Annotated in this window: 9 protein-coding genes; 8 read left to right on the top strand and 1 reads right to left on the bottom strand. The window is 47.2% G+C overall.

All coding sequences use genetic code 11. The features are described 5' to 3' along the window. Window positions 1-554: 554 nt before the first annotated feature. Entirely contained in the window at window positions 555-1,613 is a 1,059-nt protein-coding gene (locus L3C95_RS34015) for a LacI family DNA-binding transcriptional regulator (protein ID WP_236395131.1), read from the bottom strand. A 269-nt stretch (window positions 1,614-1,882) separates the two neighbouring features. On the opposite strand from L3C95_RS34015, the gene L3C95_RS34010 reads away from it, so the two are divergent. The 8 genes from L3C95_RS34010 (at window position 1,883) to L3C95_RS33975 (ending at window position 17,012) form a co-directional block, all read left to right on the top strand. Further along, window positions 1,883-2,758 carry an AraC family transcriptional regulator gene (locus tag L3C95_RS34010; RefSeq protein WP_236395130.1) on the top strand — a complete coding sequence of 292 codons (876 nt, stop codon included), beginning with the start codon at window positions 1,883-1,885 and terminating at the stop codon, window positions 2,756-2,758. A 229-nt stretch (window positions 2,759-2,987) separates the two neighbouring features. Next, entirely contained in the window at window positions 2,988-3,587 is a 600-nt protein-coding gene (locus L3C95_RS34005; protein ID WP_236395129.1) for an RNA polymerase sigma factor, read from the top strand. 63 nt (window positions 3,588-3,650) lie between these two features. Beyond that, a complete protein-coding gene (locus tag L3C95_RS34000; protein ID WP_236395128.1) occupies window positions 3,651-4,655 on the top strand; it encodes a FecR family protein in 1,005 nt (334 codons plus the stop codon). 81 nt (window positions 4,656-4,736) lie between these two features. Further along, window positions 4,737-8,204: a SusC/RagA family TonB-linked outer membrane protein gene (locus tag L3C95_RS33995; protein ID WP_236395127.1), complete on the top strand. Its 3,468-nt coding sequence runs from the start codon at window positions 4,737-4,739 to the stop codon at window positions 8,202-8,204. A 16-nt stretch (window positions 8,205-8,220) separates the two neighbouring features. Continuing rightward, the gene (locus L3C95_RS33990; protein WP_236395126.1) at window positions 8,221-9,810 is read left to right on the top strand and encodes a SusD/RagB family nutrient-binding outer membrane lipoprotein; all 1,590 of its coding nucleotides are present in this window, start codon (window positions 8,221-8,223) and stop codon (window positions 9,808-9,810) included. A gap of 337 nt (window positions 9,811-10,147) precedes the next feature. Further along, window positions 10,148-13,267 (top strand): SusC/RagA family TonB-linked outer membrane protein, encoded by a 3,120-nt coding sequence (locus L3C95_RS33985; RefSeq protein ID WP_236395125.1) that lies wholly within the window; start codon window positions 10,148-10,150, stop codon window positions 13,265-13,267. An 11-nt stretch (window positions 13,268-13,278) separates the two neighbouring features. Then, a complete protein-coding gene (locus tag L3C95_RS33980) occupies window positions 13,279-14,859 on the top strand; it encodes a SusD/RagB family nutrient-binding outer membrane lipoprotein (protein WP_236395124.1) in 1,581 nt (526 codons plus the stop codon). A gap of 236 nt (window positions 14,860-15,095) precedes the next feature. Then, window positions 15,096-17,012 carry a choice-of-anchor X domain-containing protein gene (locus L3C95_RS33975; protein ID WP_236395123.1) on the top strand — a complete coding sequence of 639 codons (1,917 nt, stop codon included), beginning with the start codon at window positions 15,096-15,098 and terminating at the stop codon, window positions 17,010-17,012. Window positions 17,013-17,392: the final 380 nt, after the last annotated feature.

Genomic DNA, 17,392 nt, shown 5'->3' with positions numbered 1-17,392 from the left:
TATTATGTAAATCCGATCATTGATTGATGTTGTTGGTGGAAAAAGTTACGTTTACTGACAAATCTCTTCCTGGCGCAATCGCTTGGACAACTAAACACCCTGAAGAAGCTACCTTTTACTTCTTTTGCTCTAAAAATTAAACCGTGAAAATTTGTTTTTGTCTCTCTCTCTTCCTGCTGTCCGATCTAAAAATTGGTTGAATTTACTATTCCTCTTTGTCTCTCTCACGAGTTCAATCTCATACGTTCTTCACAATGCCGAATTGTTTCGCTGCTTAATGCTCATTTACACTGAAGGCTTAGATATTAAACGTTTTAGCCTTTCACTCAAAAAAAAATAAATACGCTGATTTTTTCTATTGTTCCCCTTTATAACTATGATTGTAATTGTCTCAAACTTAGATAAAGTTTTAATCCCGTGCAAATAATTTTCGCAATAATTTAACAATCTCAACGTTTATCAAACTCGATTTGCTGAATTATAACATCTTCGTTGTATTACTGGACTGTAAAAGGTTACACGGGATTGGAGTTGTAATTATCTACTCACCTTTTTTACGCATTTACATGAGGCTCAGCATGCATAGACGATTCTCTTTTGCGTAGTTCAAGGGAGAGCACTACCTGTTGAGGAGTGGTGGAACTATGTTCAAGTTCTGCTATCAGCAGGTGAATAAGCCTGCGCCCGATCTCTTCCACCGGCTGCGCCACACAGGTAATAGAAGGGCTGTGCAGGCGGAAAATATCATGATCATCAAAGCTGACCATTCCTATATCAGTACCGATATGCAGGCCGATAGCGCGGATACTTTCTATACCGCAGATACCGAGGTAATTGGTGGCAAAGAAGAGTGCATCAAGGTCTTTATTTGCCTGCAGATATTGCGTGATCTCCTGAATAAAACCTGCCCGGTCAAGATCGAATGGCAGGCGTTTAATGACGTTCTTGCCTGCCGGCAGACCGTGTTTCTTCAGCGCATCTACAAAACCATCCAGACGTTGCTGCATTTGTATCTGTGAGGAAGTGGTAGTGATAATACCGATCTTCTTATACCCTTGTTCCACCAGGTGACTGACAGCCACATAGGCGCCCTGGAAGTTATCTACCACAACATAATGGGAGTCTGCGATATTCGGAAAATAACGGTCCATCAGCACTACCGGCTTCTGTAGGGATACGATCTCCTTGTCAAGATTTGCTGTCGGTGTAATGATATATCCGTCTACCTGGCGGTAACGTAATACTTCCAGCAACCCTTTTGCTTTCTCCTCGTTATCCTCCGTACTGCCGAAAAGTACTTTATAACCAAATTTATCCGCCTCATCCTCTACAACCTTCGCTACATTGGCAAAGAAACTGTTTGCTATATCCTCTACTATTAACCCGATAGTCTTTGTTTTGCCGGTGCGTAACCCTCTCGCGAGCTGATTGGGCTTGTATTTCAACTTCCCGGCTATTTTAAGTATCCGTTTGCTGACCTGTTCGCTGATCCTTTTTTCCTTTCCTTTACCATTCAATACAAAAGAAACTGTTGTAGGAGAAAACCCTGCCTCTTGGGCAATATCTTTAATGGATATTCCTTTCACGAAATTCAGATTTGGTTTGATATTCATCAGAAAATTAGAACCTTAACCGCACATAGCCAAATATAATAATATTCTCTTTCTGTTTCCCCGGCTTGATTATTACGAATAAATGATGTTTTTTTAACCAAAATTCTCTAATTTGGCATTTTACAAGAAAAAGTTCTGTCAGGGGGATTTGCAATAAGCTGCAATAATTGCTGCACCAGTATGCAGCAGGACCGTATACCAGGATAGTTTGCATAAACACTGTTTCGAGAGTCACACAGGGTTAAAGGGAAGATTTAAACTATAATTACATGAAACCCATTCTTATTAAAGTGGGGGCATTTGCCGACAATCAGATCACTATAATTGAACGATGTGATCCTTATTTCAATACACCTTTTCACTTCCATCCGGAGTGTGAACTTGTGTTTGTAATGGAAAGTAATGGGAAGAGAATCGTGGGAGACAGCATTGAGAGTTTTGATGTTGGCGACATGGTATTTCTGGGGCCGCACATACCCCACGTATGGTACAATGATGAAAGTTACCATAAGAACAACGACCAGCTAAAAGCCCGGTCAGTTGTGATCTATTTCCCTAAAGACATTTTCGGGGATAAGTTTTACGGGCTGCCGGAAACAAAATCGCTTACAGACCTTTTCCACAGGGCACAGCGGGGTATGAAGATCCTCGGGCCAACCTACGATATGCTGAAAGAACAGATACTGACCCTGCCCAAAAAAGAAGGGCTGGAAAGGATCATCTCCCTGCTTAGCATACTAAAGGTGCTGGCAGAAACAAAAGATGTACAATACCTGGCCAGTACAGGTTATTCGCATGCTTTCAATGCGAAGGATAACCACAAGATCGATGAGGTATTCAAGTATGTAATGGGCAACTTCTCCAAAGAGATCTCCCTCCAGGATGTAGCCAGTATTACCAACCTTTCTCCGCAATCTTTCTGCCGCTTCTTTAAGAACCGTACCAAGAAATCATTTGTGCAGTTCCTCAATGAAGTACGTATTGGTCATGCCTGCAAGCGGCTGACGGAAGAAGACTGGTCGATCGCGGAAATTGCCTATTCCTGTGGCTTCAAGAACCTGTCTAACTTCAATCGCTTTTTTAAAGAGATCGTCGGAAAAACACCGAAAGAATACAAGAACGAACTAAGACTGAAAGAAGCGTGATAACTACGCTTATTAAATCAGTACAAAGCCCTGCCGGCAGTACCGGCAGGGCTTTGTACTGATGTTCAGCCACGTAATGCGCAGCGCCTATGCTCCCTCATTGTAAATAGTTTGGTAATTGGGCAAAATGTATTAATTTCCTTTCGGCTGATGATTAAAGACGCCAGCATAAATGGAATTATCTGCTGATAATAAACCATTTATCAACCAAACTCTATTTCTGTAATCCATGTACAGTAATTATACTGATCAAGAGTTACTATCGCTGCTGCAAGAAGACAGTGTAAATGCTTTTAACGTTATTTACGAGCGTTACAGCCACCCTTTATACCTTTTTATTCTCAGCAAGATAGACGGTGCCGATGCCGGTAAAGACGTTCTCCAGGACCTCTTTACCTCACTGTGGGAAAGAAGACAATCTATTAATGTAAATGAATCCCTCAAATCTTACCTGTACCAATCTGCCAGGCACAAGATTATAGACATCTACCGCAAGAACTCCACCTACCGGAAATATCTGCAACAGCTGATAGAACACTTTGATGTGCAACCCGGCGGCATTGCCGAGCTGGTAGACAGCAAAACCAGGACACAGGACGTTTTTGAAACCATCAATCACCTGCCGGAAAGAATGAGAGAGATCTTTATGCTCAGCCGTGTTGAGCATCAGACAGTTGAGCAGATCGCCCTCCGGCTCGGATTATCACAGCAGACCGTTAAAAACCAGATTACCAAAGCCCTTAAGATATTACGTGCGAACCATGCCAGGACAGACCTCGTGCTGTTCCTGCTCACCACACAGGCCATGTACTCATTTTTCGCCAACTAATGGTACCTGTACCTCACTGGTACGACATAGCTTTATCATTGGGACATTTCAAATTTGCAATCAGTGGAGCAAGAAACGATAAGGAAATTACTCGAGCGTTATAACGAAGGCCAATGCACCCCGGAAGAAGCAGTTATCATCGAAGAGTGGTTTGACAGCATTGGCGATCAATATACATCGCCTAAAAGTGAGCAGGAGGTCCAGGCAGACCTCAGCGCGGTACAGCGTGCGCTCATGAAACAGATACAACCGGCCCCCAGACGCCTTATGCGTTCCTGGTATTATGCGGCCGCCGCTATAACCGTGCTGGTAGCAGCCGGCGCATGGTTCTTCCAGCAACGGCAGCAGTCCGCTACGCCTGCCCTGCCCGGACAGCAACCCCTTGCCGGTAACCTGGCAAAGCCCACCCGCACTGTCGATGACGGCTTTGTTACCGTCAACACGCCTAAAGGTAACCAGGAGCGCATCGTACTGGAAGACGGCAGCAAAATAGTGCTGAATGCCGCCAGCAGGATCCGCTACGCTGAACACTTCAGCGGCAACCACCGCGATATTTACCTCGAGGAAGGTGAAGCCTGGTTTGATGCCGCCCCCGGCGCAGAGAACTCCTTTACCGTACATGCCGGTAATGTCACTACTACCGCATTAGGCACTACTTTTAATATCCGCGCATACGCACACGAACAACAGATCACTGTTGCCCTGCTCACAGGCAAGGTAAGAGTGACCACCGCGTCACAGCCATCCCTTATATTACAGCCAAGCGAACAGGTCAGCTATGACCTGCGCTCCCTGCAGCTCGTGAAAACCGCTTTCGATGCAGAAGTAGTTACAGGCTGGCAGAAAGGCTACCTGATATTCAAAGATGCCTCCTATGAGCAGGTACGCACCGGCATCGAGAACAGGTACGGCGTGACCATCATCAACCAAAGCGACAAGAAAGATTGGACCTATACCGGAAATTTCAGAGAGGAAACACTGGCAAACGTTATTGAAACCATATGCCTGACAGAATCACTTTCCTATACCATCGGAAAGGACACAGTAATACTAAAGAACAAGAAATAATGCTGGAAGATCTTTTGTCTGTCAGCGAACAGACGCTTTTTCATTGAAGCTGCTTTTGAACTTAAATGTAAATGAGGCTATATGAGGGGAAAATCATACTTCTGTAAAGTATGTATTATTGCCGGCTTCCTGTTAATGCCTTCATTGACAGGCAACAGGCCTCTTCATGCCCAACAGCCGCTACCTGCCTGCAGGGAATGCATTACGCTTGCCGCCGGTAACAGCAGCCTCTCTGATATCATGGCCGAAATAGCGAAACAGAGCCATCTTAACTTCCACTACGACAAAACTGCGATTGATCTCAATAAGAAGATCTCCCTCCACTGTAAAGACCTCCCCATCAGGGAAGTGCTGGACAAGCTTTCTATCCGCACCGGGCTTACCTTCCTCATCAAAGATGATAAGATCATTGTATCCGCTTCCGCAATGGAGGATACCAGTGGGAATGCCAGTACTGCCAACTGTGACAAGCTGCTACAGATAACAGGGCGTGTACAGGACATCCAGGGCCGCCCGCTACCGGGCGCCACTATCCTCATCAAAGGCACACACAAAGGTGTAAACACCGACGATGAAGGCTACTACAGCATCCAGGCAACACCCGCAGATATGCTCATCTTCCGCTCCGTAGGTTTCCTCAATAAAGAGATCATCCCCGGAGAACAACACACCCTGGACATAACATTGACCGAAAGCGTTTTCGGACTGAATGAACAGGTAGTAACCGCATTAGGTATTCCCAAGAGTAATAAAGAGCTCTCCTACTCCACCGGCCACCTGGTCAACGACGATATATCAACTGTAAAAGATGCCAATGTGATCAACAGCCTGGCGGGCAAAGTAGCCGGGGTAATGATCAACAGAAGCGCTTCAGGCATAGGTGGATCTGCCAGGGTAATACTGCGGGGGAATAAATCCACCCGCGAAAATCAACCGCTGTACATCATTGACGGCGTGCCAATGGCCAACTTCACGCCTTCACAGCCTACCGACATCTGGGGGCAATCATCCGGTATTGTAGGTACCGCCGGCAGAGATGGTGGCGATGGGATCTCTAATATCAATCCCGACGATATTGAAAGCATTAGTGTGCTGAAAAGCGCCTCTGCAGCGGCTTTGTATGGCAGTCAGGCTGCCAATGGCGTGATCATGATCACCACGAAAAAAGGTAATGCCGGCAAAGGACGTATCAATGTGGCGTCAGACCTGATGGTAGATGCTCCCCTACTGCTGCCAAAGCTGCAATTCCGCTACGGACAAACCACACGCCCCTACAAGGATGACAAAGACAAACTGCAGCCCGGTTCTGCAGACAGCTGGGGCGATAAGATACAGGCCTCTGATCATATCAAAGATTTCTTCCGTACCGGCCTGACCTCCACCAATGGCCTTTCCTACAGCGGCGGAGCAGAGAATACACAATATTACCTCTCGTATGCCAACACCATGAGCAGAGGTATTTTACCTGCCAACCATTTCCAGCGACATACTTTCAACACCCGTATCACCAGCAATTTGCTGAAGAAGAAACTGGCCGTAGATGTCAATATCTCCTACGTGATACAGGATGTGCTCAACCGTCCCTCCTCCGGCTTGTATTACAATGCGCTGACAGGCTTATACAACATGCCGCGGGGACTGGATTTCAATACATACAAGCAATATGAATATTATGATGCCGCCAGCAACCTGTCATTGCAGAACTGGTGGAATATCCGCCGGGATCACGACTGGACAGGAAGGGATGATCAGCAGAATCCTTACTGGGTACAATACCGCGATCAACGCAGGGAAGCCCGGTACAGAGGTATGGCCTCGTTATCCCTGAAATACCGGCTGGCCAGCTGGTTATGGCTGCAGGCAAGAGGCAACATCGATAAAAGTTACGACCGCTACGAGATGTCGGCCCATGCCGGTACACAACAGGTGTTAAGTCCGCCGAACGGCCGGTTTACGAAAGAAGTCGAAAACAACACACAGCTCTATGCCGATATGATGCTGACCGCCAGCAAACAGTTGTCACCCCAGATAAAGCTGCAGACAATGCTGGGCGTCAGCATCACCGATGTAAAAGCGCACGACAGAACACTGACCAGCACGAATCCTACTGCTGCAGACGGACTGATAGTACCGAATGTATTTACTGTATACAATATCTCTCCCAGGGCATTGGACGGGCAAAGAAGCATCGACAAAAAACAGTTACAGGCACTTTTCGGTAGTGCACAACTGAACTGGAAACAGCGCGTGTTCCTCGACCTGACGGGACGCAATGACTGGTCCAGTACCTTTGCCTTTACGCCGATCAAAGACAAAGGTTATTTCTATTACTCAGCCGGTATCAGCTCTGTATTGAGTGAATGGTTCAATTTACCGGCAGCAGTCAGCTTTGCGAAGGTCCGTGTATCGTATGCCAAAGCCGGTAATGACATTGCGCCTTATGCCTCCAGGCCGGCCCGTTTCCTGATCATGACCACGGCAGGCGTTACCCGTATCAATTTCAATACACGGGCACCGTATCCCGGCATCTACCTGAAACCGGAAGATAACCGCTCACTGGAAGCAGGCGCCGAGTTCCGCTTTCTGAAAGACCGTGTTGGCATTGACGTGACCTGGTATAAGAACAACAACTATCAGCAATACATGGAAGTACGCGCCCCTTCCGGCTCCGGTTTCCTGTATTACTATCTGAACCTGGGCAATATCCAGAACAAAGGATGGGAAGCAACACTGAACATTGTACCCATACAGGAAAAGCAATGGAGATGGAATACTAATTTTAATCTGACGATCAACAACAATAAAGTAGTAAAACTCAGCAATAACAGCATACCTGGCGCAGGGCCAGACAACTACTACGTACTCACCGACTTCCTGACCAACATGTATGGTTCTTTTATTAAGGAAGGCGGTTCCTGGGGAGACATTTATACGAACAAGGAATTATACAGGAATGACAAAGGACAGCTTGTTATTGATAACCAGGGCAATCTGATGACCCGAAACGTACTCAAGAAAGTAGGTAATCCCAATCCACGTTTTATGTTAGGCTGGAATAACTCCATCACGTACAAAAACTACGCGCTCAGTTTCCAGGTAGACGGCCGTTTTGGCGGTAAGGTCATGAGTGTGACCAACTCTGTGCTTGACAGCTATGGCGTTAGCGAGGCCAGCGCCAAAGCCAGAGATGCAGGAGGCGTGACCATCGATGCTGTATATCAGGATGGCACCCCGCTGACAGGCACCTACGATGAGCGCAGGTTTTTCGCCACCATCGGCAGCAGGGCCGGCATCGGTGAAATGTATATGTACGATGCCACAAATATCCGGCTCAGGGAGATATCACTTACCTGTAAATTACCGTTAAAGAGCAAATTGATCAACATGATGCAGGTCGGACTGATTGGCAGGAATCTCTGCTTTTTCAAACTGGATGCTCCATTTGATCCCGAAGTATCCATGAGCAGCGGTAATGGATTACAGGGAATAGACGTATTCGGCGTATCGGCTTTAAGAAGTATCGGCGCTAATATTAAACTCGTCTTGTAAAAAGAGCTTATGAATAATGAATAAAGGAAGATCAGTAATTAACGTAATCATTGTTTTACTCTCGGGATTGACGCTTCCGGTTGCCTGTACCCGCAACTTTGAAAGCATCAATACCAATCCCTACGACCTGTATGATGATGAACTGCAGGGCAACTTCAAGCTGATCGGCGATCCGCTGGTACAATCCATGCTGAACATCTATGTCAGCAACGACGTATCGGTCACACAGCTGCAACAGAACCTGATGGGCGACGTGTTTTCCGGTTATATGATGACGCCCAGCCCCTTCCAGGACAACCGTAACAATATTACCTATGACCTGCTGGACAACTGGAATGACGATGCATGGCTGACGGCTTATGGCAATGTCATGCCCAATTGCAGGTTCGTTATGGACAAATGCAGGGGAAAATACCCGGATTTTTACGCCTGGGCGCAGATTATCAGGGTATTGGCGATGCACAGGATAAGTGACATTTATGGCCCTGTTATCTATACCCGTTATGCCATTATCAATGCCGACCGCAGTATTGATTACGACTCACAGGAAGCTGCCTACAATGCATTTTTCAATGACCTTGATTCCGCTGTTACCACACTGAGTAATTATGCACCGACAGCCCCGTCTGACAGGTTTAAGAATTTTGATCTTTCCTATAATGGCGATTATATTAAATGGATAAAACTGGCCAATACCTTACGCTTACGGCTGGCGTTGCGCATTTCTAACGTCTCTCCTGCCAGGGCGAGGAAGGAAGGAGAAGCCGCCCTGAATCGGGAATACGGCATTCTCAGCAACATAGAAGAAGACTTTACCATCAATATTGCACCACTTACACATCCCCTGAATGTCATCTGTAACTCATGGAACGATATCAGGATGGGTGCATCCATGGAATCCATCCTTTGCGGTTATCACGATCCGCGTATAGCCAGTTACTTTATTCCGGCAGATGACAGGAATGATATTTATCGTGGTATCAGGAACGGTATTAATATCACCAGTAAAGATGCCTATTCAGGCTTTTCGAAACTGGCCCTGCAACCATCGCGTATTCAGCTGTGTACAGCAGCAGAAGCCTGGTTCCTGAAGGCTGAAGCGGCGCTTTATTCATGGAAAGGCGCCGGTGACCCAAAAGACAATTATGAAAAAGGGATCTATACGTCCTTTAAACAATACAATCTTACCTCCTCCTACAATAAATATATAAGTGATGATACCGCTACCCCTAAACCATATAGTGACCCCAACAATCCAATGAATAATGTTTCGTCGGGAAGTCCTTATCTGAGCAAGTGTACTATTAAATGGGTACATAATGCACCGGTACATGAAAAGCTGGAACGCATCATCACACAGAAATGGATTGCCATGTTCCCCGACGGACAGGAAGCCTGGTCCGAATTCCGCAGAACGGGTTATCCTAAACTGTTCCCCGTAGTAGTCAATAACAGTGGCGGCAAAATTCCCTCCGCTACCTTCATCCGCCGCATTCCCTTTATTCAATTCGAATATGCCACCAATCTGGCTGGTGTACAAAGAGCTGTTGCTACCCTCAAAGGAGAGGATAATGGCGGCACAAGATTATGGTGGGACAAGCCATAAAAAAATTTTTTTGCGGTACATGGTACCATTTTATTTTCCGCACGACACCTTTTTATGCGCTCATGGTACTTGTAAAGACACAAAGGGACACAGTAGCGTAACACGTATTGAACATGTAACTAATAATATCAACTAAAACAAATCGCAACATTTCACGTGCGCGAAAAACGCACCGGTATGCATTGTTATGCCGTTCATCAACCAAAGGGAATAAGTATCACAACAGACATAGTATAGATGGCTTCTGAGAAAGATTGCAATGGATGCATCCGCACCCAGCTGCCCTTGCTATGTCACCATGGGTTTAAACTATTCTAATCATCCAAAAGGAGTATCTATGACAAGTAAACTACGCTTTAACAAAGCTTGCATTACTGCCGGGGTAATGCTCGGTCTTATGCTTGCAGACAGCGCGCAGATGGCCTTCGCTGCCCCTATGCCTTTATCCAGCATGAGGCAGCAGAAGCAGATCAGGGGAGTCGTTAGGGACAAGAGCGGCAATCCCATTCCAGGTGTTAACGTATTGATCAAAAACAGCAATGTAGGTACCACAACCGGCACAGACGGCAAGTTCGTTATTACTGTTAAATCCCCATCAGACATTCTGGTATTCAGATTCATTGGTTTTCTCACACAGGAAGTGGCAGCGGGCGATCAGTCATCCATCGATGTAACCCTTCAGGACGATGTAGCCAATATCAATGAAGTAGTGGTAACGGCGCTGGGCATACGTAAAGAAGCCCGTAGCAATGGTTATGCCGTGTCAAAAGTACAGGGTGCAGATATGACCAAAGCCAGGGAGATCAGTGTGGCCAATGCCCTGGAAGGCCGTGTGGCCGGTGTGAACAGTACACCTCCATCCACAGGCCCGGGCGGTTCTTCCCGTGTCACTATCAGGGGTAACTCTTCCCTGAGTGGCGCGAATCAGCCATTATATGTTGTGAATGGTATTCCCATGAACAACGCTAACCTCGGTTCTGCCGGTAAATGGGGTGGTACCGATCTTGGTGACGGTATCTCCAGCATCAACCCGGACGATATCGAAGATATGACCATCCTGAAAGGTGCGGCTGCTTCCGCCCTGTACGGACAACGTGGCGTGAACGGCGTGATCCTCATCACTACCAAGTCAGGTAAAGCCGGACAGATGCAGGTAGAGCTGAACAGCAACGTCACTATCGATAAGGCCAATAATTTCCTGGACTTCCAGGAGGTATACGGACAGGGTCTTAAAGGTGCAAAACCTACTACGGTAGAATCTGCGCTGAACAGCGGCCTGTCAAGCTGGGGCAGCAAATTGGACGGATCTAACACGATCATGTTCGATGGTGTGTCCCGCCCCTATTCCAAACAGGGTGATCACATCAAGGACTTCTACAAAACCGGGTCCACTTTCAGCAACACGCTCTCAATAGCAGGTGGTAGCGATAAAACAACTTACCGCATTGCTTTGGGCGATCTGCGCAGCAATGGTATATATCCTAATACAGAGTATATCCGCAACAACGTAAATATTGATCTCAATTATAAATTGTCAGACAAATTCAGCGGACAGACAAACGTTATCTATGCAAAGGAAGTAACTAACAACCGTTCCAACCTGAGTGATGCTCCCGGTAACGGTAACTATGCTATTGCCTTCCTGCCTGCCAACGTAGGTGCCGCAAGCCTGGCTCCTGGCTATGATGCGCAGATGAACGAAATAGTCTACAGCGCTGATAAGTTCAGTACGAACCCATTCTTCGCTGCCAACCGCTTTATGAACAACACAAAGAAAGACCGTGTACTCGGCGTAACAAGCCTGCGCTATACGCCTGTACCATGGTTGTTCATCCAGGCGCGCGTAGCGAATGACTACTTTGGCTTCAACGCTACTTCTATTACGCCTACAGGTACCGCTTACCGTCCGAAGGGCAGCCTGGACCTGGAACGTAACCGCCAGTTCAATGAAACGAACGTGGACGCGTTACTGGGTATCAACAGGGAAATTACCAGCAAGCTGAATCTGAACTTCACGGCCGGCGCCAACCTGCTGAAAAAGACAGATAAGGTAAACGACGTTACTGCATCCAACTTTGCTTTCCCATTCGTTTACAACCCGGCTACTGCAGCTACCAAAAACAGTACGCTTATACAATATAATAAGGAAGTACAGTCTGTATACGGTTCATTGGAACTGGCATGGAACAGCACTTTATATCTGACCGTGACCGACCGTAATGACTGGAGCAGTACCCTGCCGAAGCAGAACAACTCCTACAATTACCCTTCTGTGAGCGGTTCTTATGTATTCTCCGAAACTTTCAAAAGCAAGTGGCTGAGCTTTGGTAAGATCAGAGCTGGTTATGCGGAAGTGGGCGGTGATGCGGAAGAATATAAAACTGCCCTTTATTACAGCACCCTGGGTAGCAATATCAATGGCGTACCTATTGGCGACATCGACAACAAGATCCCTAACAAGGCACTTAAACCACTGAAGGTAACAGAACTGGAGATCGGTGCTGAACTGAAATTGTTCAACAACCGCGTATTCGGTGACTTCAGCTGGTACAACAAACAGGCATCCAACGATATCGTAACTGCTACAGTATCTGCAGGATCCGGTTACAACAGTGCGCTGGTGAATGTGGGTAAACTGGAAAACAAAGGTATAGAACTGATGATCGGTGGTACACCTGTAAAAACCGCCAACTTCGGATGGACCACTACTTTCAACTTTGCACACAACAAGAACAAAGTAGTTGCACTGGCAGAAGGACAGGGCTCCATGCTGGTAGAAGGTGGTGAGTCGCGTACAGAAGATGGTTTCATCAACCACGTAGTGGGACTGCCTTACTCCCAGATCATGGCGTACGATTTCAAACGCAATGCAAAAGGAGAACTGATCGTAGATGCATCCGGCGTACCACAGCGTACAGATGCACTGATCGCGCAGGGTAGCGGCGTAGCGCCTTATACAGGTGGATGGAGCAACGACATCTCTTACGGAAGATTCCACCTGAACTTCCTGATCGACTTCAAAGCAGGAGGAAAGATCTATTCAGGTACCAATGCCAATGCATACAGCTATGGTCTGCATAAAGAAACACTCGCCGGACGTGAAGGTGGTGTAGTAGTAACAGGTGTAACAGAAGCAGGTGAAGCAAAAACCACTACTGTTACTCCGGACGATTATTACAACAGGCTGGCTACTATATCTGTGCTGCAGGTTTACAAATCAGACTTCATCAAGTTCCGCTCTTTGAGCCTCACTTATGATTTCACCAAAAAAGCATTGGGTAACAAGTTGAATGGTATCAGCGTATCACTGGTAGGACGTAACCTCTTCTATTTTAAGAAATCTACGCCCAACATTGATCCTGAGTCCAACTACAGCAATGCCAATGCACAGGGTCTGGAGTATGCAGGTCTGCCTACCACCCGCTCTTTCGGTGTTAACCTGAATGTTAAATTCTAAAAACTGGTATCATGAAATCTCTTCATAAATTATTACTTGTACTATGCCTGCCAGCTATGCTGATGATGCCGGCATGTACAAAGGACTTCGAAGATCTGAATACAGACAAGAACAAATCCGGCGAATTGAGTGGCGTTCCTGAATACAACTTCACCCGCGCGCTCCTGGAATTTACCGGCAACAGCGACTACAGCTATGACACATGGCGCGTGAACATCATCTACTGTTCCATGATGATGCAACAGTTATCCAACGCAACCTGGTATGCAGGTGATAAATATTTACAGAATGACGGATGGGCCAGCGCTTATTTTGAACGCGCCTATCCAGATCAGATCAAGTACATCACTGACGTAGTAAGGGTGACCAAAGACAATGCGTTCCTGTCTAACCAGTACAACATCGCCCGGATCGCCAAGGTGCTGATCTTCCATCGCCTGACGGATATTTACGGAGACATCCCTTATTCTGAAGCAGGTAAAGGTTACAGCGACCGCAACTTCGCTCCGAAGTATGATGCACAACAGGAGATCTACATGGATATGCTGAAAGAACTGGATGAAGCAGCGAAGGCACTGGATGCCAGCAAAGCGGTTCCGGGACAGGGTGATCTGATCTACAACAAAGGAGGTGCTATTCCCAATCCACAGGTGATCGCTAACTGGAAGAAGCTGGCTTATTCCCTGATGCTGCGTTTAGGTATGCGTCTGTCCAAAAGGGATGATGCAGTTGCCAAGACCTGGGTAGAAAAAGCATATGCCGGTGGCCTGATCTCGTCCAATGAAGAAAATGCTTTTATTGTACATGATGCATCAGGAGGCAGAACTACTGTGAACAGGGTGAGCAACATCCTTTCCGGTGAATGGAATGCCATCAACACTGCCGGTGAGGCCTCTATCAGCAAAACCTTCATGGATTTTCTGAAGAACAACGACGATCCGCGCCTGAAATACATTGCTGTGGTACCTGCCAGCAACAGTGAAGTACCGGCAGACCAACTGGGTATGCCAAATGGTTACGATTCCAATGGAGGCGCTACTGACATCACCAAAGCGCCTGGTTATCCCGGCGACCTGAAAAAATATTCTGTTCTGAATAAAAACGTATTACTGAAGCTCAACGGACCTACTTTCCTGGTAACCTATGCACAGGTGGAACTCCTGCTGGCAGAAGCAGCCAAAAGAGGATGGAGCGTTGGTGCTGATGCCGCCACGCACTATAACAATGGCGTGAAAGCTGCAATGGAACAACTCGCACAATACAGCAGTACTGCTTCTATCAGTGGTGCTGAAGTGCAGGCCTACCTGACAGCTCACCCATACGTTGATGCTGACGGTTACAACCAGATCAATACACAATATTGGGCAGCCTGTGTGCTGGACTGGTATGAAGCATGGGCCAACTGGCGCAGAAGCGGTTATCCGCAGCTGACACCGGTGAACTATGTTGGAAATGCCACCGGCGGAAAGATACCACGCAGAATGCTGTATCCTTCCTCAGAGCTTGCCTCTAATCCTACTCATTACCAGGAAGCCATTACAAGACAAGGCACTAATGCTATGACCACCCCTGTATGGTGGGATAAGCAGTAACAATTCTCGTATAGCCATCTATACCGCTATAAAAAAAGCAGCAATAACAAGCCGGACCTGTCCAGGTCCGGCTTTTACATTTAAGGCCACTGCGATGTTCCTACACCCGGCTGCTCCTATCTTTATCTTGTAAACGCAATTTATACTGCCCCACCACAATGCCCTGCCAATGATGTCCACAACATTTTCAGCTATATAACACGATATATTTTTTAAACCCCAAAATCAAACAAGGCATGTCAAGCAGACTGTTACCGGCAGGTTTAATCCTTGCCACTGTGTTCCTCCATGCATGCGAGGAAAGTAAAAAGAAGACAACCGCGCAGAACGCGGCCAATGCAGCAACTGTCAATACAGCATTTGAACGCAATCCTCCCATTGCCACCAGCATTAAAGTGAAAGCATTGAAAGAAACGGTAAATGGCAACAACGTTCTGCTTACCGCCACCTTTCCGGCCGGCGTGATCAGGGAGAATGTTCACTCCATTGTCGTGAACGACGAAACGCTCACCCTCCATGATGATGGAAACGAAGGTGATGAAAAAGCAGGCGACGGTGTTTTCTCCATTGCCATCAATGAAAATCTCGATGCGCTGAAAGAAGACCTGATCGCTATCCAGCGTGCCAACCTGGATAAGCTGAACAAGCGCGAACATCTGTTCAGGTGGAGTGGCAGGTCTGCCACCCTGAACGACAATCTGGTGAGAGAGAGCAATGTCAGGGAACTGGATTTCGACAAAGGAGCTGGCATCAACCCAGACCTGTTCAAGCTGATCCCCGATCCGGAATTAAGAACCCGTTCCCTGATGATCACCGACCTGGGAGTGATTGAAGATCCGGACCGTACTTTTAACCCCTGCACGAAGAAAGGCAACCCTAACGGTGTGTGGACCTTCGGTCACCTGATCACCCAGATGGCGAATACCCCGGCCAGCGGCATCAGTGTCAACACCTTCATTCAGTCCTGGCTTGAAAAATGGATGGAAACGCAGATCATCAATGCGGATAACGTACCCGCCCGTACCAACATCTTCAACCAGGTGATCCTCCCCTGGTTACAGGCAAGCAATCCCGGCGCCATCATCAATACCGGCAACTGGAAAACATTCAATTTTGATCCATCGCTGGCTCCTTTCCGCCTGCTGGCGATAGTCAACCGTCTTGACCTGCGCGGTAACAGCGGTTATAAGATCAGCAATGCTGGAGAAGGCCGTTTTGTGTTCAGCGTGCTGACTGCCAATTGTACCCTCCTGCGGTTTACCGCCATCCTGGAATATGGCATTCCCAAAAGCAGCTGTAAGGAGTTGCACGATTTTGCACAGCAATGGTGGGACCTGAAGGCATTGGTACCAGGTACAGTTGCTTATAATGACGCTTTACAGAAGATTACAGACCAGTTTACGGCCGCGGGGACTAGTCCATCCAAACCGAACGGAAGTAGCTTAAATCAGCTTAGAACGAACGAAATTGCGCTTGCCCGCCCCTGGGAACTGAGAGAGTTTGTGATCGGGAAGAAAGGTGTTTTCGAAGAAGTGACCGTCAAACAGGAACCGGCATTGAAATTCAACAGGTTATCCGGCGCTACCCTTGCCAACCAGCAGATACTGGCAAAATACGCCAACGACAGCACGGCTGAAATTCTGGCCCAGACCTACCAGGTGCCGGAAATTGAAGCTGCTTCCGGTGTGAACTTCCTGGGAGGCAAGTCACACACCCCTGCTCCCGTTCACTTCTGGGATGCCGCAACCTCCCCCGGCCCAGCCTTTATCACCAACGATACGGTACGTCATCTTCTCTCGATAAATACCTGCAGCGGCTGTCACGGCGGGGAAGCCAGAACCTCCGTAGGTAATCTCATCGACGATCCTGCAGGTGTTCCCCATTCCTCTTTCCTGCAGATAGCACCACAACCTTTCGGTACCAAACCAACGCTGGCCGCCTTCCTCACCGGCGATCCGTCTCAGGCGGACGGTTTATTCCGGGTTACTGATCCGGCAGGCAGACCAACAGGTTCGCCCATTCAATGGACATTCAATGACCTGGCCAGAAGGGCGGAAGACCTCGAGTTACTGTTGAAAACAGAATGCGGAAAGTCACGACTGGCAGGGATAGTGAGGGCTTTGTCATTTAAGCCGTTGAATTTTACTCACTAATTTCTACGTACAGGCATCAGAAAATTACCCTGTCAGTTACAGAAAAAGCTGCTCCGTTAGATTTCTGACTGCTGTAGCAAAAGTTCAGTATTCCCGTTTAGTATGCAGGTATGTGGATCACCTCCAACAGTAACGAAATACATGTTTATCTGGACGCGTTGATAACGCGGATTTTTCTACCCAATACTAAAATTAACCCAGGAAGAGTGGCAGGACGATTATGATTACATCACAAAGTTAAGTGGAAAAGCTATGTATTAATTCAGGATTGGCTTTACATATTTGGTAAGAAGCGTAAGCTAAATTAAATTACTAATTATGAAAAAGAAAGCCATGGGCCGCCCAGCGGTGTATGAAGCGAGTTTTAAGGTAAGTATTGC

The organism is Chitinophaga filiformis (assembly GCF_021646545.1).
Taxonomy (GTDB): Bacteria; Bacteroidota; Bacteroidia; order Chitinophagales; family Chitinophagaceae; genus Chitinophaga; species Chitinophaga filiformis_A.
This window is presented reverse-complemented; position numbering and strand designations above follow the sequence as displayed.

Coding starts and splice junctions, on each gene's coding strand:
- L3C95_RS33985 (WP_236395125.1), top strand. CDS start 10,148: ATGACAAGTAAACTACGCTTTAACAAAGCTTGCATTACTGCCGGGGTA.
- L3C95_RS33995 (WP_236395127.1), top strand. CDS start 4,737: ATGAGGGGAAAATCATACTTCTGTAAAGTATGTATTATTGCCGGCTTC.
- L3C95_RS34015 (WP_236395131.1), bottom strand. CDS start 1,613: ATGAATATCAAACCAAATCTGAATTTCGTGAAAGGAATATCCATTAAA.
- L3C95_RS33990 (WP_236395126.1), top strand. CDS start 8,221: ATGAATAAAGGAAGATCAGTAATTAACGTAATCATTGTTTTACTCTCG.
- L3C95_RS33980 (WP_236395124.1), top strand. CDS start 13,279: ATGAAATCTCTTCATAAATTATTACTTGTACTATGCCTGCCAGCTATG.
- L3C95_RS33975 (WP_236395123.1), top strand. CDS start 15,096: ATGTCAAGCAGACTGTTACCGGCAGGTTTAATCCTTGCCACTGTGTTC.
- L3C95_RS34005 (WP_236395129.1), top strand. CDS start 2,988: ATGTACAGTAATTATACTGATCAAGAGTTACTATCGCTGCTGCAAGAA.
- L3C95_RS34010 (WP_236395130.1), top strand. CDS start 1,883: ATGAAACCCATTCTTATTAAAGTGGGGGCATTTGCCGACAATCAGATC.